This is a genomic window from Pseudomonas sp. OV226 (assembly GCF_003148705.1).
In the GTDB taxonomy this organism is placed as follows: Bacteria; Pseudomonadota; Gammaproteobacteria; order Pseudomonadales; family Pseudomonadaceae; genus Aquipseudomonas.
In genome coordinates this window covers 65832-86171 of sequence record NZ_QGGS01000025.1, presented here as the reverse complement: position 1 = coordinate 86171, position 20340 = coordinate 65832, and the positions used below count along the sequence as shown (strand labels likewise).

15 protein-coding genes are annotated in these 20340 nt (G+C 59.0%); 5 read left to right on the top strand and 10 right to left on the bottom strand.

Annotated elements, in window-relative coordinates:
- Positions 1 to 90 precede the first annotated feature (90 nt).
- From C7534_RS27755 to C7534_RS27745, 3 genes are all read left to right on the top strand, one after another.
- Positions 91 to 4899, top strand: coding sequence for an RHS repeat-associated core domain-containing protein (locus C7534_RS27755; protein WP_109787721.1), 4809 nt, complete (start codon positions 91 to 93; stop codon positions 4897 to 4899).
- Between the two features lie 9 nt (positions 4900 to 4908).
- Complete coding sequence (locus C7534_RS27750) at positions 4909 to 5325, top strand: hypothetical protein (RefSeq protein ID WP_109787720.1); 417 nt, start codon at positions 4909 to 4911, stop codon at positions 5323 to 5325.
- Between the two features lie 357 nt (positions 5326 to 5682).
- Positions 5683 to 6000, top strand: a complete 318-nt coding sequence (locus C7534_RS27745; protein WP_109787719.1) for a hypothetical protein — start codon at positions 5683 to 5685, stop codon at positions 5998 to 6000.
- 165 nt (positions 6001 to 6165) lie between these two features.
- On the opposite strand, the gene C7534_RS27740 is transcribed toward C7534_RS27745, so the two are convergent.
- Together C7534_RS27740 and C7534_RS27735 are read right to left on the bottom strand one after the other, a co-directional pair.
- Positions 6166 to 7956 carry a bifunctional diguanylate cyclase/phosphodiesterase gene (locus tag C7534_RS27740; RefSeq protein WP_109787718.1) on the bottom strand — a complete coding sequence of 597 codons (1791 nt, stop codon included), beginning with the start codon at positions 7954 to 7956 and terminating at the stop codon, positions 6166 to 6168.
- Between the two features lie 146 nt (positions 7957 to 8102).
- Positions 8103 to 10184, bottom strand: a complete 2082-nt coding sequence (locus tag C7534_RS27735; RefSeq protein ID WP_175649011.1) for a carboxy terminal-processing peptidase — start codon at positions 10182 to 10184, stop codon at positions 8103 to 8105.
- A 139-nt stretch (positions 10185 to 10323) separates the two neighbouring features.
- Here C7534_RS27735 and C7534_RS27730 point away from each other — a divergent pair, with 139 nt between their 5' ends.
- Positions 10324 to 11286 carry a zinc-binding dehydrogenase gene (locus C7534_RS27730; RefSeq protein ID WP_046027131.1) on the top strand — a complete coding sequence of 321 codons (963 nt, stop codon included), beginning with the start codon at positions 10324 to 10326 and terminating at the stop codon, positions 11284 to 11286.
- A 109-nt stretch (positions 11287 to 11395) separates the two neighbouring features.
- Here the strand turns inward: C7534_RS27730 and C7534_RS27725 are convergent, their stop codons facing one another.
- From C7534_RS27725 to C7534_RS27700, 6 genes are all read right to left on the bottom strand, one after another.
- Entirely contained in the window at positions 11396 to 12049 is a 654-nt protein-coding gene (locus C7534_RS27725; RefSeq protein WP_109787717.1) for an HAD family hydrolase, read from the bottom strand.
- Positions 12050 to 12083: 34 nt separating this feature from the next.
- Complete coding sequence (locus C7534_RS27720; protein ID WP_109787716.1) at positions 12084 to 13088, bottom strand: ABC transporter ATP-binding protein; 1005 nt, start codon at positions 13086 to 13088, stop codon at positions 12084 to 12086.
- Positions 13085 to 13885, bottom strand: a complete 801-nt coding sequence (locus C7534_RS27715; protein WP_046027128.1) for an ABC transporter permease — start codon at positions 13883 to 13885, stop codon at positions 13085 to 13087. The genes C7534_RS27720 and C7534_RS27715 overlap by 4 nt, the downstream gene beginning before the upstream one ends.
- The gene (locus C7534_RS27710) at positions 13872 to 14717 is read right to left on the bottom strand and encodes an ABC transporter permease (RefSeq protein WP_109787715.1); all 846 of its coding nucleotides are present in this window, start codon (positions 14715 to 14717) and stop codon (positions 13872 to 13874) included. The genes C7534_RS27715 and C7534_RS27710 overlap by 14 nt, the downstream gene beginning before the upstream one ends.
- A complete protein-coding gene (locus tag C7534_RS27705) occupies positions 14714 to 15520 on the bottom strand; it encodes an alkaline phosphatase family protein (RefSeq protein ID WP_109787714.1) in 807 nt (268 codons plus the stop codon). Before C7534_RS27705 ends, C7534_RS27710 begins: the two co-directional genes overlap by 4 nt.
- Before the next feature lie 138 nt (positions 15521 to 15658).
- Complete coding sequence (locus C7534_RS27700) at positions 15659 to 16723, bottom strand: ABC transporter substrate-binding protein (RefSeq protein ID WP_109787713.1); 1065 nt, start codon at positions 16721 to 16723, stop codon at positions 15659 to 15661.
- A 361-nt stretch (positions 16724 to 17084) separates the two neighbouring features.
- Between C7534_RS27700 and C7534_RS27695 the strand changes: the two genes are divergently transcribed.
- Complete coding sequence (locus C7534_RS27695) at positions 17085 to 17798, top strand: UTRA domain-containing protein (protein ID WP_046027124.1); 714 nt, start codon at positions 17085 to 17087, stop codon at positions 17796 to 17798.
- Here the strand turns inward: C7534_RS27695 and C7534_RS27690 are convergent.
- Positions 17774 to 19957 carry a mechanosensitive ion channel family protein gene (locus C7534_RS27690; RefSeq protein ID WP_109787712.1) on the bottom strand — a complete coding sequence of 728 codons (2184 nt, stop codon included), beginning with the start codon at positions 19955 to 19957 and terminating at the stop codon, positions 17774 to 17776. The two genes, C7534_RS27695 and C7534_RS27690, sit on opposite strands and share 25 nt — an antisense overlap.
- Positions 19958 to 20033: 76 nt before the next feature.
- Positions 20034 to 20210 carry a hypothetical protein gene (locus C7534_RS32655; protein WP_175648953.1) on the bottom strand — a complete coding sequence of 59 codons (177 nt, stop codon included), beginning with the start codon at positions 20208 to 20210 and terminating at the stop codon, positions 20034 to 20036.
- Between the last annotated feature and the right edge of the window lie 130 nt (positions 20211 to 20340).

The window sequence follows — 20340 nt, the reverse complement described above, 5'->3', positions numbered from 1 at the left end:
CCCTACGGCCATTGCCTACTTCCCTGACTTCTTTCCGGTTTGATCCCCGGCAAAGTCTCGCGCGCCCATTTTCTGCGCGAGGGATTGCCCATGATTGACCCGATTGTTCACCCGCACATCGCCCGCATCGAGCAGGAACTCGACAGTTTTCCAGACACGCTTTCGCTATACCGCGAGCAGCTCAAGCGCTGGTTTAACCGAACGGCGGACACGGCCAGTCACGCCGTGGATATGCCTGCGCTGATGGGTATGGAACGGCTGATCAAACTGGGCAATACCACGACGGCGGTGAGCAGTGGCGATGCGGATTTTCTGTCCAGTGTGGCGCAGTGTCCGGCAGGCGGCATTCTGCAGATCGAGAGCAAGTTCGAGTCGGTTTATGACATCCCGTTGGGGAATATTTCGGTGGATGTGATTGCCAAGGATGGCGGCGAGATTAAATCGGTCAAGCTCGATGAAAACGGTAAAGGGCAGTTCGAAGGGATACCCGGCAAGTTCTACCGCGTGCATGTTCAGAGCGAGGTCACGCCTGAGCAAATTGATGAGCTTTTTGCCTCCTATGACGGCCTGAGCAAAGAGCTGGACGGGTGGCTGCGCAGCGAGTGGCAAGGGTTCAAACCGCAGTGGTCGCAATCGGCTTTTGCTGCGGCGGGCAACGGCATGCTCGCCGGGAGTTGGGCGGCGGTGGTCGGGGTGTGGGACAGCATCAGCCTGCTGTCGGACATTCTTAAGGATCCTCGCAAGTTCGCTGAGCGGTTGGGCAGTGGTGCCGATCACTTGGTCGAACTGGCTGAACAATTTCCGGCCACGATGGAGAAGGTTCAGTTGCTGGCCAGCGACGAAGCGGCGCTGTGTTTGCTGCTGCGCACAGCCAGCTTGTGGTTGGAGATGCTGCCGCCGAGTGTGGTTGCGGGTGAATCGACAAAGATCACCAGCCATGTGATTGCCTCATTACTGATCGACCTGTTGATCGCTTCTGCGCTGGTGTCCACGCGAGTCGGAATACCCGTCGCCAAAGCCTATTTAACCTCCCGCGGACTTCATTACGGAAAGGTTCTGGCCGGTCTCGCGATACGTTTTGTCGAGGCCACCTTCAACATCCTCAACCGCTTCATGAAGTACGTCGACCACTACAAAACCGTCGCCGCCCGCGGCGGCGCGGCCGGCCTGAAAAAGGGCCGGATGCAGCTGCGCTGGGAGCCCAAACGCAACACCACCCTCAAGCAAAACGAACTCCACGACGACGCCTCAAAACAAGCCACCAACCCCAACGGCGACAGTGCCGATTCCGCTGCCAACACCGCCACCAACAAATGCCCGGTGTCGATGGTCACCGGCGAAGAACTGCTGACCCTCACTGACGGTACGCTGGACGGCCTCCTGCCGTTCGACTTCACCCGGCTCTACCGCACCAGCGCTGCCGAGCTCGATAGCGGCCTCGGTTTCGGCTGGAGTCATTCCTTATCCCATCGACTGGAAATCGATGGCGACAGCGTCATCTGGATTGACCACGAAAACCGTCGCAGCGCTTTCCCACTGCCGAGCAGCGAGCGTCCGGCCATCCACAACAGCCTGTCGCGTGCGGAGATTTACCTCGGTACTGAACCGCAAGAACTGATCCTCGCCCAGGCCGGCGACGACACGCGCTTTTACCATTTTCACCACGGCCAACTCACGGCGATCAGTGACGCCTACGCCAACCGCTTGCGCATCACCCGCGACCGCCAGGCGCGCATTCAGCGCCTCGACAACGGTGCCGGTCGCGCCTTGCTGTTGCGTTATGAACGCAATCATCTGGTCGCCGTCGACTATCAGGTATTTGCCCCGACGCAGACCCTCGAAGCGTCCTGGCAGACCGAGCAAACATTGGTCAGTTACACCTACGACGAACGCGCACAGCTTATCGAAGCGACCAACGCCGCCGACGAAAGCGAGCGCTACGACTACGACGACCAGCACGTCATCCTCCAGCGGCAACTGGCCGGCGGGGCGAGTTTTTTCTGGGAGTGGGAGCGCTCCGGCAAGGCGGCACGCTGCATCCGCCACTGGGCCTCGTTCGCGCAGATGGACGCGCGCTATGTCTGGGATGACGCCGGTAGCGTCACCGTCCACAACATCGATGGCAGCGAAGAAGTTTACGTCCACGACGAGCGTGCGCGGCTGGTGCGCAAGGTCGACCTGGACGGTGGCGAACAGCTCAAGGCCTACGACGAGCAAGGGCGGCTGATCGCCGAGCAGGATGCGCTCGGCGCCGTCACCGAATACCGCTATGACGAAGTCGGACGCCTGGTGGCGCTGATTCCGCCAGAAGACGAGCCAACGGCCTACGAGTACCGCAACGGTTTCCTGCATGCGCGCTATCGCGGCCAAGCCATTTGGAAGTACCACCGTAACGCTCAGGGCGACGTCACTGAAGCGACCGACCCCGATGGCCAAACCACCCATTACCACTGCGATGCCCAAGGACGTTTGCTGTCGATCCGCTACCCGGACACCAGCCGCCATGTATTCGTCTGGAATGCCTTGGGGCAATTGCTCGAAGAGACCTTGCCGGACGGTGGTCAACGGCGCTTTTCCTACGATGCCTTGGGGCGGCAGCTTACCCGTCAGGACGAACATGGCGCCGTCACGAAGTACCAATGGGACGCCGTCGGTCGACTGATCCAGACGAACCTGCCGACAGGCGCCAGTCGCGCCTATAGCTACAACGCCTACGGAAAAATCACCGCCGAACGCGACGAACTGGGGCGCGTCACGCGTTACGAGTACGTCGACGATCTGCACCTGGTCAGCCGCCGTCTCAACGCCGATGGCACTCAGCTGAAATATCGCTACGACAACGCGCAGCTGTTGCTCACGGAAATCGAAAACGAATCCGGCGAAAAATATCAACTGGACTACACGCCAAGCGGCCTGATCCGACAGGAAACCGGCTTCGATGGCCAACGCACCGCCTATGCCTACGACCTCAACGGGCATCTGCTGGAGAAAACCGAGTTCGGTGCTGATGGTTCGCAGCTCGTTACCGCCTATGAACGGGATGCGGCCGGGCGCTTGCTGGTCAAAACGCTGCCTGACGGCATCCGGGTCGAGTACCGCTACGACCGACTCGGTCGGCTGATTAGCGTCGACGACGGCCACGACCACCCGCTGGAATTCGAGTACGACCGACAGGACCGGCTGATCACCGAACATCAGGGCTGGGGCACGCTGCGTTATGCCTACGACGCCTGCGGCCTGCTCACGCGCCTGCGCCTGCCGGACAACAGCAAACTCGACTACCACCACGCCAAGGGCGGTACGCTGACCGCCGTCGACCTCAACGACACGCGGCTCACCAGCCATCAGTTTGCCTTCGGTCGCGAGCAGCGTCGCCAGCAAGGCCAGTTGCTCAGCGAATATGCCTACGACGATCAGGGTCGTTTGCAGGCTCACGCTGTCAGCCAACGGCAGAAATCGCTGTATCGACGCGATTTTGCCTACAGCGCCAACGGCAATCTCGACAGCATTGCCGACACCCGCCACGGCCAGCGCAATTACCAATACGACCCGCTCAACCGCCTGACGGGCGTGCGCCACACCCGCGACGACCCACCGGAAAGCTTCGCCCACGACCCGGCCGGCAACCTGCTGATGCAGGACCGCCCCGGCGCCGCCAAAGTGCAGGGCAATCGCCTGCTCCTGCAAGGCGACCGCCACTACGATTACGACGCCTTCGGCAACCTGATCCGCGAACGCCGCGGCAGCGGGCAAAAACTCGTCACGGACTACCGCTACGACTGCCAACACCGCTTGATCGGCGTCACCACCCCGGACCGTCGCACCGCCAGCTACCGCTATGACGCCTTCGGCCGCCGCATCGCCAAAACCGTCGACGGCCACACCACCGAATTCTTCTGGCAAGGCGATAACCTCATCGCCGAAAGCAGCCGCGAACACTACCGCAGCTACGTCTACGAACCCGGCAGCTTCCGCCCGCTGGCGATGCTCGACGGCAAAGGCCCACACAAGGCCTGCCCGTTCTACTACCAACTCGACCACCTCGGCACGCCGCAGGAACTGACCGATTTTGGCGGCGAAATCGTCTGGTCGGCGAAGTACAACGCCTACGGCAAAGTCACGCGCCTGGCGTTCGGCGGAGGCGAGCAGCTTGAGCAGCCGCTACGGTTTCAGGGGCAATACTTCGACGCCGAGAGCGGCCTGCACTACAACCGGCATCGGTACTATGATCCGGATGTTGGACGGTACCTGACGCCGGACCCGATCAAGTTGGCGGGTGGGCTGAACCAGTACCAGTACACGCCGAATCCGACGGGATGGGTTGATCCGTTGGGGTTGAGCGGGAACTGCCCGCCACCGAATAAATCTGGGTGTGAGGCGCCGGATGATACGACTGGCGCTAGGGTTGATGAAGGTGAGCCGCCGCTGCCAAAGCTGAGGGGAAATCAGCGGAGGGTGCGGATTGATGAGTTGGCAGAGGCAAATGCGAAGCGGCGAGTTTTGGAATGGGAGGAAGATTACGACATGCATACTGTCGCGAAGCATAATCCCGAAATTCCAGACGCGGCGCTAAAGCAGAGATCGATTGATGGGAGTCATCCAACAAAAAAAGGAAAAAAGGAGAGAATTAATCCAAGTTCCCAGTTCAGAAGCTGGTTACTCCAGATGAATGCGATAAATGATGCGGTTTCTAGGATGAGTCGAAATCCACCTGCTCCCACGGGTTTTACCCAAACAGGGGATCCCGTTGTAAGGAAGGAAATGGCGGCAGGTGGTAGAGGCTATAAACCAAATAAAAAAGATCTAGATAATCCGCAGTATGTAGATGAGTTGAATTACTCAGAGGTCAGGTTTCGTCAGGGTGGTCTTGTCAAACCCTATACTGCGTTCCCGGATTAGGATAATGAAATGTTGAAGTGGCCTTTGTATGACCTTCCTTTTGAGCCAACGCTTTTGTACTGGTTGGGAGGTATCTCTATTTTTGATCGTGAGGAAACACTTGGTGAGGCATTGTGGGTATATAACCCGAATGATAGTGCTGATAGAGAAAAAATTATTAGGGTGTTTCTGTTAGGTAAGCTTGAGTATTTGCCATATAGGCATCGATTTTTGATGTTTAAGATTCTTGAGGATGCTCTAGCACAGTCGGATTTTGATTTTTCTACACAGTTTGAAAGTGATTATGAGGCAAATACGTCTATGGCTTGGGATGAGACGGAGATAGTCGATCCTCGAGGCTTCTTTGAAGATGTATATAAATACGCAAGAGAAGAGTGGAAAGAAGACCTTAAAAAAGCCAGTCTTGAAGACCAATCCACTTGGTAGTCGGCGTTTTTGAGACGGACGCGAAATTTCTGGGCAAGACCGTCGGAAGTTTCCTTCAAGTCGCGGCGGTTTCCATGAACTGGTGTGAAATGTTTTCCATCGATAGTCTCTGGTGGTCACTGAACATTCAGTGGCGGGGTGTAGGAACCCTTCAAGACTAGAGAGGACGCTCCGGCGTCGACACCTGAATTGCGGCCGTCAACATGCGTCCGTAAGATCAGTTGCGGCGGCTGTGCGCGGGCACGCTTCGGTGTGGTCGAGTTCTCTGGTCTCGATATTCCTACCCCGTGCATAGCTGCCACCCAAGCCTGTAGGAAGGCCGATGGTAGCGACCGTTCACTACCAGAGGCTTCAATAATGAAAAATCTTCACCCCGATCCACCCTACGAAAAACCAATCCCCCACCCCAAAAACCGCTTCATGGCCCTCACCGGCAACTGCACCGACATGCCCACGCTGTTCGTCGATACCCACGCGCCGCTCGATGTTTTGTATGACGCTGCCAGCTATCGAATTCGCGCCGTCACGCAGGTGCTGGAGAACATGTCGATGCGCGGTTCGGTCGAGTGCGAGTCCTTCATCCTCAGCGATTTTGCCTTGCTGTGCGCCATCCCGTTGCGCGATGGCTGTGATGTGCTGGATGTGATCGGGCGGCGGTTGCGGGCAACGCCATAGGCGTCTCGACTCACTGCTTTTTGAATGATCGTTCCCGCGCTCTGCGTGGGAATGCAGCCCATGACGCTCTGCGTCAATCGGGTGCCCGGCTCGACACCGGTGGCGTGACTGGAACGCGGAGCGTCCCTGGAGGCATTCCCACGCGGGAGCGTGGGAATGATCGGGTTAGCGGTGTCCGGCCATTAGCGTTTCTTCGGCTGCTGGCACCGCCAAACTATCAATCACATGCACGCTATACCCCTGCACATTCTTCGCATGGTGTTTAGCCTGCGATGCCATCTCCGCCAGTTGGCTCGCATCGAGTTGTCCACAGGCCCGCGGATGCAGGTGCACTACGCCAATCGACAGTGACAGCAGCGCAAATTCCTGGCGCACTCCCTGACGATTGGGGGCGATGAAGCAGCCGGCTTCCAGGTGTTCGCTGCGGTAGAAGCGTCGGCATTGGCTGTGGAAGTCGTCCAGCAGTTGGTTCAAGCGTTTTCGCCAGTCTTCCGGGCCGAGCACCAGCAGGAAGTCGTCGCCGCCGATATGGCCGACGAAGTCGCGGGAAGGGTCGACGCGATCGTTCAGGCATTGCGCCAGGCACAACAGGACTTCGTCGCCACGTCCGTAGCCGTAGATGTCGTTGAAGGGTTTGAAGCTGTCGATGTCGACGTAGCAGATGATCGACTCGCGCTCCTGTTGCAGCAACCGTGTCAGGCATTGCTGGATCGGTACGTTGCCGGGCAACAGGGTCAGCGGGTTGGCGTAGCGGGCTTGCTGGATTTTTAGTTCGGTAATCAGTTTGAGTACATCAATGACCCGACCCAGTCCCAGGTAGCTGCCGTTGAGGGTGATGATGAAATCTTCTTCGATGCGCTGGCGGGCGCGGCTGGTGATCAGGCGGCTGACCTGTTGCAGCGACTGGCTCATTTCGACGGCCAGAAAGTCGTCGTTCATCAAGCGGCTGATCGGTTTGCGCGCGAACAGGTCGGTGGCAAACGGCTTGAGTAGCGCGTCTGAGAGCGAATGCCGGTGAACGATGCCGCAGGGGTGGCCTTGCTCGTCGAGCACCGCCAGGGAGTTCAGGTTGGCCTGGCGGCGGAACGCTTCCAGCACGGTGGCGGTCGGCGTATCGCGCGACACGGCCGGTTGGTCGTTGAGCAGGGCACTGAGGTCGCTGCCTTCGTCGTTAAGCGCGACGGCGGTGCTGTCGTGTTTGGGCATCAGGTTACGTGCATCCCGGGGCGGGTGCTCCTGAGGACGGCACAGCAAATAGCCCTGGACCAGGTCGACGCCCATCTCGGTCAACACCGCGAGCTCTTCCGGCAATTCGATACCTTCGGCAATCACTTGGGCCCGCGAGGCTTTGGCGATTTGCAGGATCGAGCCGACAAATTCGCGTTTGAGCGCGTCCTGGTGAATCCCGTCGATGAAATGGCGATCAATCTTCACGTAATCCGGACGCAGCTCGGACCACAATCGCAAGCTTGAATACCCCGCCCCCAGATCATCCAGTGCGATGGAAAAGCCCATCGCCCGATAGTGATGCAGCGCGTTTTGCAGCAACTGGAAATCGTCGGTCGGGGTCTGTTCAGTGAGTTCGATGACCACCTGACTCGGTGGAATACCGAAATCCTGCAGCAGTTGCAGCGTGCGCCCAGGCTGGTGGGCGGCTTCGAGCAGGGATTCCGGAGAGACATTGAGAAACAGCTTGCCTGGCAGTTGCTGTTCGTTGAAACGTCGGCAAGCACTTTCACGGCAAGCGATTTCCAGCTCGCTCAAGCGACCGGCCTGGCGCGCCACGGAGAACAAGGCGATGGGGGAGTGCAGCGGGCTGTTCGAAGGGCCGCGAGTAAGGGCTTCATAGCCGACAATGCGTCGCTCGGAGAGGGAAATGATCGGTTGGAACAGGCTGTGCAAGCCGCTTTGAGCCAGTATGGAACTCAAGGCACTCAGCTGTTCTGTCATGGTCATGGCAATCTCGGGGCGATAAAAAAGGACTGGGAGCAGCCTCTTGTCAGAGGTGCTCCCAGTCCCTTATTTCACGACAGAATGATGACTGTTTGATGACGCTCCGGGGAGCGTCAGCATTAAATTGCCATCATCGTGATTGTAACAACTTAGTGCTTGGCGACCGCGCTGTTGAGTTTCAGGTAGTCCAGCAGGATCCGACCGGTCTCGCTCAAGTAGGCGTCGTCTTCTGGCTTGGTCTTGTCCGGCTCGGCCGCGATGGCGTCTTCGTCTTCTTTCTTCAGCTCTTTGAGCGGCTCTTCGCCCTTGGCCTTGCGACGGATGTTTTCCATGGCCAGTTGTTTGGCTTCGATATCGGTGTGTTGTGCACGACGATCCGCTTCATTGAGGCTGACGGTTTTTTCTGCCATCAGTTTCTGCGCCAGGGCCAGTTTGTCGCGGATAAACACGAACTCCGCGTCTTTGGCCGAACGCACGTCATGCTCGGACTTGAGTTGCGAGAGGTACGGTTTGAACGGGTCGACCGCAGGCTTGATGGCCGCATGGATGGTGTCCCACGGCATGGCTTCCGGCAGGGCGCTTTCGCCGATTTCCTTGGTGTCGATAATCGACGGGTAATCGATGTCCGGCAGTACGCCCTGATGCTGGGTGCTCTGGCCGGAAACCCGGTAGAACTTGGCCAGGGTCAGTTTCAGTTCGCCGTGGTTCAGCGGCTGAATGGTCTGCACGGTGCCTTTGCCGAAGGTCTGGCCGCCGATGATCAACGCGCGGTGGTAGTCCTGCATGGCGCCGGCAAAAATCTCCGAAGCCGAGGCGGACAAGCGGTTGACCAGCAACGCCATCGGGCCTTTGTAGAACGCGCCCGGGTTTTCGTCTTCCAGCACGTCGACACGGCCGTCGGCATTACGCACCAGAACAGTAGGGCCCTTGTCGATGAACAGGCTGGTCAGTTCGGTGGCTTCCTGCAGGGAACCGCCGCCGTTGTTACGCAGGTCAATGACCACGCCGTCGACTTTTTCCTTCTGCAGCTCGGTCAGCAGTTTCTTGACGTCGCGCGTGGTGCTCTTGTAGTCCGGATCACCGGCACGGAAGGCTTTGAAGTCGAGGTAGAAGGCCGGAATCTCGATGACGCCGAGCTTGTAGTCCTTGCCGTCCTGTTTCAGGTTCAGCACGGACTTCTTCACGGCCTGGTCTTCAAGCTTCACCGCTTCGCGGGTGATCGGCACGATCTTGGAAGTCTGGTCGTTAGGCGCATTGCTGGCCGGAATGACTTCCAGGCGCACCACGGTGCCTTTCGGGCCGCGGATCAGCTTGACCACTTCGTCGAGACGCCAGCCGACCACGTCGACCATCTCTTTGTTGCCTTGGGCAACACCAATGATCTTGTCGGCCGGAGCAACCAGTTTGGTTTTGTCGGCCGGGCCTGCCGGCACCAGACGCACGACTTTCACCTGGTCGTTATCGCTCTGCAACACAGCGCCGATGCCCTCCAGGGACAGGCTCATGTTGATGTCGAAGTTCTCCGCGTTATCCGGCGACAGATAGTTGGTGTGCGGGTCGTAGGACATGGCGAAGGTGTTGATGTACGCCTGGAAGATGTCTTCCGCGCGGGTCTGGTCCAGGCGCGCCAACTGGTTCTTGTAGCGCTTGGTCAGGGTTTCCTGGATTTGCTTGGAGTCCTTGCCTGCGATCTTCTGGCGCAGCACTTCGTCCTTGACGCGTTTGCGCCACAGGTCGTCGAGTTCGGCGGTGGACTTGAGCCAAGGCGCGTCCTTGCGGTCGATCAGCAAGGTTTCCTTGGTGGTGAAATCGATCTTGTCGACGCCTTTGTTCAACTCGGCAAGGGCGAAGTCCAGACGCGCCTTGACGCGGTCCAGGTAGCGCTTGTAGATGGTGAACCCGGCGTTCAGGTCGCCGCTTTTGAGGAAGTCGTCAAACTGGGTTTTCCATTTGTCGAATTCCGCGATGTCGCTGGCCATGAAGTAGCTGCGCGACGGGTCCAGCAGCTTGAGGTAGCTGTCGTAGATGATCACGGAGCGCGCGTCATCGAGCGGCGGCTTGCTGTAGTGATGGCGCTTGAGCAATTCGACGACGTTCAGACTGGCGATTACTTCGTCACGATCAGGCTGAAGCTTGTCCCAGCTATTGGCTGCAAACGTATTGGTCGATAGCGGCAACAGGCCGATACCGATGAATAGGGCTAGGGCGGTGCCAGGAAAAAAATGCTTCATGCTGATTCGACGCGGGGACAATTGATCACGCATATTAGGCCGTCTTTGAAGTCGCCGGATCCACAAGGGCCGGTCGCATAATGCAAGAAAGCCCGAGGCTACAGCTACGGGCTCAGTCCAGACTCACTATGGAGGCACTGTGAAAGCATTGCAAGGCGTTGACGGTCAAGTGGAGTGGCTTGAAGAGCCCAGTCCTACATGCGATGTAGGACAAGTTCGCATTCGCGTGGCGGCTGCGGGTCTCAATCGCGCCGATTTGTTACAGAAAGCGGGTCTGTATCCGCCGCCGCCCGGGGCCAGTCAAGTACTGGGTCTTGAGTGTTCAGGGGTGATCAGCGAGGTCGGCCCGGGGTCTTCCTGGCAGGTCGGAGATCGGGTTTGCGCCTTGCTGGCCGGGGGCGGGATGGCCGAAGAGGTAGTTGTCGACGGACGGCATGTGTTGCCAGTGCCAGACGGTTTGTCACTGGTCGAGGCGGCAGCACTGCCCGAAGTGTATGCAACCGTCTGGCTGAATTTGTATCAACTCGCGGCGCTTAAACCGGGTGAGAAAGTTCTTCTGCACGCCGGAGCAAGTGGAATTGGTTCAGCCGCCATTCAGCTGTGCAAGGCGTTTGGCAACCCGTGCTGGGTCAGCGTCGGCTCTGCCGAGCGTCTGGCTTACTGTGAGGCGCTGGGGGCGCAGGGCGGGGTGGTGCGCAAGGGTGGCCTGGACAGTTTGAATGACCTGGGGCCATTCGATGTGATCCTCGACCCGGTTGGCGGTCATTACGCGGCGCTGAACCTCAAGCTGCTGGCCCGAGATGGACGTTGGGTGCTGATCGGCCTGATGGGCGGCCGTGAGGCGCAGCTGGACCTGGCGCAAGTGCTGGCCAAGCGTGTGCAACTGCTGGGGTCGACCTTGCGCAGTCGCGACGATCAGTTCAAGGCGGACTTGTTCAGCGATTTGAGCCAGCACGTCTGGCCACTGTTTGCCGAGGGGCGACTGAGCCCGCAGTTGGCCAGGACGTTCCCGATCAAGGATGCCGAAGCGGCGTTTGCCGAATTGGCGACCAACACGGTGGCGGGGAAGCTGGTGCTGGTGATCGACGAAAGCTTGGTTTGACTCTCTCCTGTAGGAGCATGGCTTGCCCGCGATGAACGTTGGCGTGTTTTGACAGACACACCGCGTCGCCTGAATCGCTGGCAAGCCATGCTCCTACAGGGGCTACCTGTTACTTCCAGAGGTGGATCGGCCAGCCGGCCTTTTCGGCATGCTCAAGCAGCACCGGATCCGGATTCACCACGTGGGGAAAATCCACTTTCAGCAACAGCGGTAAATCATTGCGTGAGTCCGAGTAGAAACTCGCGCCTTCGAGGTTTTCCTCTTCCGCATCCAGCCATTCCAGCAATCGGATGATCTTGCCTTCGCGGTAGGTCAACGTGCCCACGGTGTGGCCGCTGTACACGCCATGCGCCACTTCCAGTTCGATGCCGAGAATCTCGTCGATGCCCAGGCGATTGGCAATCGGCTTCACCAGGTGCGTGCCGGACGCCGAGATCACCAGAATCCGGTCGCCGGCCTTGCGGTGGGCGGCGATGGCCTTGGTAGCGTCGCTGAAGATAATCGGCTCGATGAAGTCCTCCACCCAAGGCCCGACCAAGTGCTCAACCTCTTCCGGCGTGCGGCCGATCATCGGTTCCAGGCTGAAGGTCATGTAGTCCTCCATTCGCAACTTGCCGTGGCTGTAGGCGTCCATCAGTTCGTTGTTCTGACGCATGAACGACTCGGGATCGACCCAGCCCAGTCGACCCATTTGCTCGCTCCAGAGGGTGGCGCAGTCGCCGTGGATCAAGGTTTCATCCAGATCAAAAATTGCCAGGGCCATTAGTGCAGTTCTCTCTTCAACATCAGCAAGGTCATCAGGCTACCTCACACAGGGCCGTCGGATCGATGGAAAGCGCCAGGCGCTGACCATCGGGATGCAGGTCGGCCGCCGAGCGGTTGAGCACATCTACCACCAATTCCACACCACGGGCTTCGACCCGGTACCGAATCACGTTGCCCAGCAAACTGTGGCTGCGCACCTGGGCATCCAGTTGGCCGTTCAGGCTCAGCTCGATGGCTTCCGGGCGAATGGCGATGCGGTGGCTGATTGGCCGTTGCAGCAGCTTCGAGGCGCTGTCGGCATCCAGCAGGTTGTAGTTGCCGATGAAACCGGCGGCAAAGACATCCACCGGGGCGGTGTACAGGGTTTCGGCGTCGCCGCTTTGTACGATCTTTCCCTGATTCATCAGGAAAATCCGGTCTGACATGGTCAGCGCTTCTTCCTGATCGTGTGTGACAAAGATCGTGGTCAGGCCCAGTTCACGCTGGATCTGACGGATCTGTTCGCGCAGGTGCTTGCGAATCCGTGCATCGAGGGCTGACAGCGGTTCGTCCAGCAACAACAAGCGTGGCCGGGTCACCAGTGAACGGGCGAGGGCGACGCGCTGGCATTGGCCGCCGGACAGTTGATGCGGATATCGAGCGGCGAAGTCGTTCAACTCCACCAAACTGAGCACTTCGGCGACGCGCTTCTGGCTGTCGTCGGCGTTGACCTTCTGCATCCGCAGGCCGAAGGCGACGTTTTGTTCCACCGTCATGGTCGGAAACAGCGCATAGCTCTGGAACACCATGCCGATTCCGCGTTTCTGCGGGCTCAGGGGAACGAGGTCCTGGCCATCGAGCAGGATCTTGCCACCATCGACCGAGGTCAGGCCGGCGATGCAGCGCAGCAGCGTGGACTTGCCGCAACCGGACGGGCCGAGCAGGGTAACGAATTCACCTTTCTGGATTTCGCAGTTGATGTCGCTGAATACTGTGGTGCCGGCCTGCCTTGATGATGAGTAGCTCTTTTGAAGATGTTGGACGCTCACATAGCTCATTCGCTTTTGTCCTTGTTCAAGATATTGGCCGCCCAGGTCAGAACCAGCACAAAGAGGAAGTAGGAAATCACCAGTGCGCTGGTGAAGTGGCCGCTGCTGTTGCGCATGTTGTTGAGGTAGACCTGCAGGGTTTCGTAGCGGGTGCCGACGAGGATGTTGGCGAACACGAACTCGCCGAACAGGAACGAGAACGACAGCAGCAACGCCACCATCAAGCCTTTGCGCAGGTTCGGCAGCACCACCAGGAAGGCCGCTTGCCAGGTGCTGGCGCCGAGCAGTTGGGCGGCGTCCATCAAGTCGCTCAGGTTGATCGCTTGCAAGTTGTTGGTGATGGCCCGGTACATGAACGGCAGGGCAATCGTGAAATAGCAGCCAATCAGAATCCACGGCGTGCCGACCATCGCGAAAGGCCCCGACCCGTAGAGTTGCAACAGCCCCACCGAAGACACCACCGGCGGCACCGCGAAGGGCAGCAGGATCAGAATGTTCATCAATGCGTCGAGTTTCGGGAAATGGTAATGCACCACAAACAGCAGCGGCAGAATCAGCACCACCGACAGGATCAGCGCACCGACGCAGACCAGTAGCGATTGACCGAAAGCGTTCAGAAAGCGCGGATCGCTCCACAGCTGCACGTACCATTTGATGCTGAAGCCGCTGGGCAGGATAGTGGCCGACCAACTGCTGGAGATCGAATAGATGAACGTGCCGAGCAGCGGCAACAACAGAATGGCAAACAGCAGGTACACCACGACGCGGTGGTAAACGCCCACGGGGCCCAGTTCAGCGCGAGACATGGTAACTCCTCTTCAACAGCAGCTGATGCACGATGGTCACCAGGGTCATCAACGCCACCAACACCACCGCCAGGGCACTGGCCAGATTCGGATCGAGGGAAATGTCACCGGACACCATTGCCGCGATGCGGATGGTCATCACGTTGAAATTGCCGGTGGTCAGTGCATACACCGTCGCGTAGGCGCCGAGGGCGTTGGCCAGCAGGATCACGAATGTGCCGAGCAGCGCTGGCGTCAGCACCGGCAAACCGATGTGCCGCCAGAACTGCCAGCCGCTGGCGCCGAGCAGTTCGGCGGACTCGCGCCAGTCTTCGCGCAAGGCATCGAACGCCGGGTAGAGCAGCAACACGCCGAGTGGAATCTGGAAGTAGGTGTAGAGAATGATCAGCCCGGTTTTCGAGTACAGGTTGAAGTCCTGAATGATCCCGGCCTGCTTGAGCATGATGGTGAAGCTGCCGTTGAAGCCCAGCAGAATGATGAACGCGAAGGCCAGTGGCACGCCGGCGAAGTTACTGGTCATGTTGGCGAAGGCGTTGACGAAGTTGCGCAGTTTCGAGTCGACCCGACGCAGGGAGTAGGCGCCAAGCACCGCGATGATGATCCCGAATACGCTGGACCAGAAACTGATCTCAAGGCTGTACTGGATCGCCTGCAAATAGAACTTTGAATTGAAGATCTTGGTGAAGTTGGCCAGGCCCCAGCCAAACTCTTCCGATTCCAGGCTGTTGATCATCACCCAGATCAGCGGGGCGATTTCGAACACGATAAAGAACAGTACAAAGGGCACAAGACACAACGCCGCCAGCCACTTGCCACGGGTATTGGCATTCACTTGAGCAGCTCCCGGCACACAGGTTTGTCGTGGGCCACGCCCAGCAGTTCGCAGACGGTGCCGCAGATTTCAGTCTGTTTCGGCATAGCGCTGGTGTTCAAGCTGAACGCATCGCCGAGGACAAACAGTGGCACTTCGCGTTCTTCCGGCAACAGGCCGTTGTGGGATCGGTCGTTGTTCATGCCGTGGTCGGCCGTCACCAGTACTTGATAACCGGCATCGAGCCAGGTGCGCAGGTAGTCGGCCAGGATGATGTCGGCCGAACGGGCGCTGTTGCGGTATTGCGGGGTATCGAGGCCGTGCTTGTGCCCGGCGTCGTCGATGTTCATGGGGTGGATCAATAGAAAGTTCGGCGCATGACGCACGCGCAGGCTTTCGGCGTCGGCGAACAGGTGCGAATCCGGGTAGTGGTCGTTCCAGTAAAAGTGACCGTGCTGGATTGGCAGGTTCTCGTCGTCGGTGTGACGGTCCCGTGCGGCAATAAACGGCGAACGATTGTACAGCTCACTGACCCAGTGATAAGCCGCCGCAGCGGTTTTCAGGCCGGCGTTGGTGGCGTAGTGATAGATGCTGCGCTGGTTGGACAGGCGCGAGACATTGTTGTGAACGATGCCGCTCTCGATCGGCGGGACGCCGGTGAGAATGCATTCGTACAAGGGGCGAGACAGGGCCGGCAGTTCGCACTCCAGTTTGTAGAGCGCTGCGCGTCCTGCGCCGACGTAGGCCTGCAGGTGCCCCATGGTGTGGCGCGCGACCTCGTAATTGAGGCCGTCGAGCACGACAAGGATGACGTTGTGCTTCATAGGGGCAAAAACTCCACGAACATTGAATATTCTCAAATCCTGTAGGAGCAAGGCTTGCCCGCGATGGAGTTACCCCGTTCTTTGGATAGACCGGGGTTTCCCCTATCGCGAGCAAGCTTTGCTCTTACGGATGAAGCATTACTTCATTTCTACGATGACTTCTTCGTTCCACTTCTGAGGCAGGGCTTTGGAGGTCTTTTCCCATGCGTCTGCGTCTTTGATCGGCGTCACGTTTTTGTACTGCTCGTTAGGCAGCAGCTTGGACTTCACGTCGGCCGGCAATGTGATGTGCTCGGCACGGATCGGACGCGCGTTGCCTTTTGCCAGATTGATCTGGCCGGCGTCGCTGAAGATGTATTCGCGGGCCAGCTTGGCGGCGTTCGGGTTTTTTGCGTATTTGTTGATGATGGTGGTGTAGCCGGAGATCACCGAACCATCGGATGGAATCAGCACTACGTAGTCATCCGGGTTGGCCATCTTGGCCCTGTAGCTCAGGCCGTTGAAGTCCCAGACCACGCCGACTTCGATTTCACCCTTCTCCATGGTGGCAATCGTCGGGTTGGCCATGGACAGGCGACCCTGCTTGGCGATTTCGGCGAACAGTTTCAGGGCCGGTTCAAGGTTTGCCTCGTTACCGCCATTGGCCAATGCCGCTGCCAATACACCGTTGGCCGCTTGGGCCGCGGTACTCACGTCGCCGATGGAAACCTTGTATTTACCGCCCTTGAGGTCAGCCCACTTGGTCGGTGCTTCGGAACCGTGCAGCAGCTTCTTGTTGACGATAAACGCGATGGAGCCGGTGTAGGCCAGAGCCCAGTTGCCGTCCTTGTCCTTGGCCCAGGCGGGAACCTGATCCCAGGTCGTCGGCTTGTACGGTTGAACCACGCCTTGCTTGACCGCGATCGGGCCGAACGCTGCGCCCACGTCACCGATGTCAGCGCTGGCGTTGTCTTTTTCAGCGGCGAACTTGGCGATTTCCTGTGCCGAGCTCATGTCGGTGTCGATGTGCTTGAGGCCGTAGGTTTTGGCCAGGTCTTCCCAGGTGCCTTTCCAGTTGGCCCAGTCATCGGGCATGCCGACGCTGTTGACGGCGCCTTCCGCTTTCGCAGCGGCTTCGAGGGTTTTCAAATCATCAGCCGCCATGGCGGCGGTGCACATGGCAATGGTCGAGCCTAACAGTGATGCCAGGAAAAGCTTTTTCATCCGAAGCTCCTTTGGGCGTTTTCAACGCTGCGATTGCGGTTGTGTTGGTCTAGGTCAGCAATACCTGAGCCAATTTAGGTGGGCTCGATGACACTTTCATGTCGGTCGTCGCCCGGCAGCACAATTATTTGCCCGGTATTGGCAGGTGCCAGATAAGCGTAGACCATGGGCAAAGGCCCGGTGAGCAAGGGACTTGGCCGATGTATTGCTGGGCTTGAAGCGACCGTGGGCATGACCGTTGGGTAGCTTTGTCATCGATCAGTCATCTGCACTGCCTACGCTTGCAGGATGAAAATGAGCCGGGGTTACAGTGCGGTTCTGCCCCGAAACTGTGCTGGTCTAGTCCAGATAGGTAACGTTGATGCGTGATGAGGCAACAAAAGCGGTGACAGCCATAGGTCAGGTCCTGCAGGAACAGCTCGACCACGGTCTGTTGGCGCCCGGCAACAAGCTACCGGCCGAGCGCAAGCTCAGTGAGTTGTTCGGGACCACGCGGATTACCGTGCGTGAGGCGCTGTTGCAGTTGGAGGCGCAGGGGCAGATTTATCGCGAGGAGCGTCGCGGCTGGTTCGTTTCACCACCGCGCCTGGCCTATAACCTGATGCAGCGCAGTCACTTTCACGCGATGGTCAGTGCGCAGGGGCGGGTGCCGTCCACCGAGGTGATTTCGGCGCGGTTGCAGCCGGCGTCAGCGGCGGTGTGCGCCTGGTTGCAATTGCCGGCGCTGTCGAGCGTGATCCAGATTTGCCGCGCGCGACGCATTGATGAGCGGCTGGTGTTGTACGTGGAGCACTATCTGAACCCGCAGTATTTTCCGGGGATTCTTGAATTTGATTTGAATCAGTCGATCACCGAGTTGTACGCACGGCATTACGATTTGCACTACGGGCGGGTGCGTTTCGAAATTGTGCCAACGTCGCTCTCGGCGGATGCGGCCGCCGCGCTACGGGTGTCAGTGGGCAGCCCGGGACTGCGCATCGCCCGGGTCAACTACGATCAGCATGAGCGGCTGATCGATTGTGACCTGGAGTTTTGGCGCCATGATGCGATTCACGTCGGGGTGGATGTGGTCTGATCGTTTTCGGTCTGCGGTCCGCCGCCAGCGGTCACCACCTGCACGCTCATGCGCGGCATCGCCAGGTCCATCCCTGCGTCGTCCAGATGACGCTTGAGCGACAGGTTGAATGCCCGTGAAACTTCCCACTGTTTGATCGGCGCGGTTTTGAACCGGGCGCGAAGAATCGCGTTGCCGGACTCGAAGCTTTCAACCCCCTGGAACTCCAGCGGCGACCAGATGTTGCGCCGTTGCAGCGGGTCGGTGCGCATTTTTTGGCCGACTTCGCGCATCAACTTGATGGCCTCATCGATGTTCATACTGGCGGGCACGGCCACGCGGAAAATGGCGTAGCCGAATTCTCGGGAGTAGTTCTTGATGCTTTTGATTTCGCTGAACGGAATGGTGTGGACGATGCCGTCGATGTCCCGCAGGCGCACGGTGCGGATGGTCAACCCTTCGACGGTGCCCAGGTGACCGCCGACGTCCACGTAGTCGTCGATGGCCAAGGAGTCTTCGATGATGATGAACAGTCCGGTGATCAGGTCTGCCACCAGAGACTGCGCGCCGAAACCGATGGCCAGGCCGATGACACCGGCACCGGCCAGCAATGGCGTGACGTTCATGCCCATGTTCGCCAGCGCGACGATCAGCGCGACAATGAAAATCGCCACGAACAACACGTTGCGGATCAGCGGCATCATCGTCTGCGCGCGGGCATTGGCCAGGCCTTTGCGTGAACGGGTGAGCGCGTGGTGCACGGCGGTGTCGCTGAGGATCCAGATCAGCCAGGCGAAAATCAGCGTGCCGGCAAGGCTGAACAGTTTGACGCTGACCTCATGGCCTTCACCTTCGGTGAACGAGATCAACGACATGCCCCAGACCCGCAGGCCGAGTTCGATGAACGCCAGCCACACCAGCAAGTGGGCGAGGGTATAGAAGAAGTTTTTCAGCCGTTCCGAATACAGCGCGTGGCGCTTCACACCGCGTTGCGGTTTGAGGGCATGGCGCCGCACCAGCCCGTTGATGACCATGCACAACACCAGCAGCACGGTACAGATCAGCGACTGACGCAAGGCGGTGCTGGTGTCGCCGGCCGAGACGAACGTGGCGAACAGCGAGACGCCCACCAGCACCAGTGCCGGGACATACCAGTAGGTGCCGAGGATCTCGATGGTATCGCTCAGGGCGCGCCGGGTCAGGCGTCGGGACAGCGGCTGATTGCGGATCAAATGCGCGATCGGCCGGCGGAACCGCATGATGAACAGCCCGGTGGACAACGCCGCCAGGACGTTGGCGGCCGTCGCGGCCGTGTGGGCCAGATGACTGCCAAGGCCGGCGACCAGTCTGGGATCGTTCAGCGCTTCACCGAACGCGGCGAAACTGCCGATCAGCCATAACGGCCGGAACGCCTGGTGACGCAGGATGTACAAGGCGCGGTGGCGGTGCGGGCCGTCGAGCAGGGAGAACGCGATCACGCAGATTGCCGAGAAACAGGTGCCGACCACCAGCGCATAAGCCAGCACCATGGCCAGGCTTTTGCCCAGCGATGAGGGCAGGGCGTAACTCATGTAGACGGTGATCACCAACGCGATCATCCATGGCCCGAGCTTGCGCAGGGCGAAGCGCAACATGTCCAGCGCCTTGGGGTGTTGCGGCAATTCTTCGGTCAGGCCGAAGCGCATCCGCACCCGATGACTGACCCAGATCAGGGCTGCTGCCAACAGGCTCCAGACCATCAGGATCATGGCGAAGGCGAAGATGATCGGCAGCCATTCGCTGGCGGGAAGCAGCAACGCAGACAGCTCATCGCGAGCCAGGCCAAACTCTTCAGACCAGCGATTGAGTGGGCTGTCGGCCCCGGAGAATTGTTTTTCAAACGTGGCCAACGTGCCGCCGATCAAGCCCAGTACGCCTTCTTCGGCGGCGGGTTGGGCTTTTTTGGTGGCGTCGCGCAGCTTCTTCAGGTCCGCGAGCAGCTTGGTGCGCTGCTGATCGTTTTCCAGCGACTTGATGACTTCGTCGAGCGATTGCCCCAACGGGACTTGCGCCTCTGGCTGGGCTTTCGTCGAACCGCCGAGCAAGCTCGGCAAACCGACCGCCTGGGCAGGTGCCATCGGCAGCAGCACCAAGAGGCAGGCAAGGAAGAAACACGGCAGGGCGAAAAGACGAGCGAGCACTAGGCGGTCAACCTCGGGATGAACGGATTGGCCGAGTGTACGAGCCCGTCTAAATCAATGCGAGTCAGGGGAGGATTTATTCGTTGAGTTTGGCGAGGATTTTAATCACCACGGTGGCGAGGATCGTCATCATGCCGATCCACATGGCAAACACGCCGGCGTTTTTGTCACGAAAGTTGAAGCCGAGGGCCAGCAGGATCATCCCGGCGAGGATCGGAATCAGCATGGCGTGAAACGAAGACAACGAGATCATGGAGACAGCCTTGTCAGGAGGGATAATTTAAGTCTAGGTGGCTTTTGGGTGACCGAGGGTGATGTGTATCAGAAATGAGCCGGTCTGAGCAGAGCGCTCGCTCCCACATGATTCGTATCAACCTGTGGGA

Excerpts from the sequence above, each read along its gene's own strand:
- C7534_RS27755 (WP_109787721.1), top strand. The coding sequence starts at position 91 with ATGATTGACCCGATTGTTCACCCGCACATCGCCCGCATCGAGCAGGAA.
- C7534_RS27750 (WP_109787720.1), top strand. The coding sequence starts at position 4,909 with ATGTTGAAGTGGCCTTTGTATGACCTTCCTTTTGAGCCAACGCTTTTG.
- C7534_RS27745 (WP_109787719.1), top strand. The coding sequence starts at position 5,683 with ATGAAAAATCTTCACCCCGATCCACCCTACGAAAAACCAATCCCCCAC.
- C7534_RS27740 (WP_109787718.1), bottom strand. The coding sequence starts at position 7,956 with ATGACCATGACAGAACAGCTGAGTGCCTTGAGTTCCATACTGGCTCAA.
- C7534_RS27735 (WP_175649011.1), bottom strand. The coding sequence starts at position 10,184 with ATGAAGCATTTTTTTCCTGGCACCGCCCTAGCCCTATTCATCGGTATC.
- C7534_RS27725 (WP_109787717.1), bottom strand. The coding sequence starts at position 12,049 with ATGGCCCTGGCAATTTTTGATCTGGATGAAACCTTGATCCACGGCGAC.
- C7534_RS27720 (WP_109787716.1), bottom strand. The coding sequence starts at position 13,088 with ATGAGCTATGTGAGCGTCCAACATCTTCAAAAGAGCTACTCATCATCA.
- C7534_RS27715 (WP_046027128.1), bottom strand. The coding sequence starts at position 13,885 with ATGTCTCGCGCTGAACTGGGCCCCGTGGGCGTTTACCACCGCGTCGTG.
- C7534_RS27705 (WP_109787714.1), bottom strand. The coding sequence starts at position 15,520 with ATGAAGCACAACGTCATCCTTGTCGTGCTCGACGGCCTCAATTACGAG.
- C7534_RS27700 (WP_109787713.1), bottom strand. The coding sequence starts at position 16,723 with ATGAAAAAGCTTTTCCTGGCATCACTGTTAGGCTCGACCATTGCCATG.
- C7534_RS27695 (WP_046027124.1), top strand. The coding sequence starts at position 17,085 with ATGCGTGATGAGGCAACAAAAGCGGTGACAGCCATAGGTCAGGTCCTG.
- C7534_RS32655 (WP_175648953.1), bottom strand. The coding sequence starts at position 20,210 with ATGATCTCGTTGTCTTCGTTTCACGCCATGCTGATTCCGATCCTCGCC.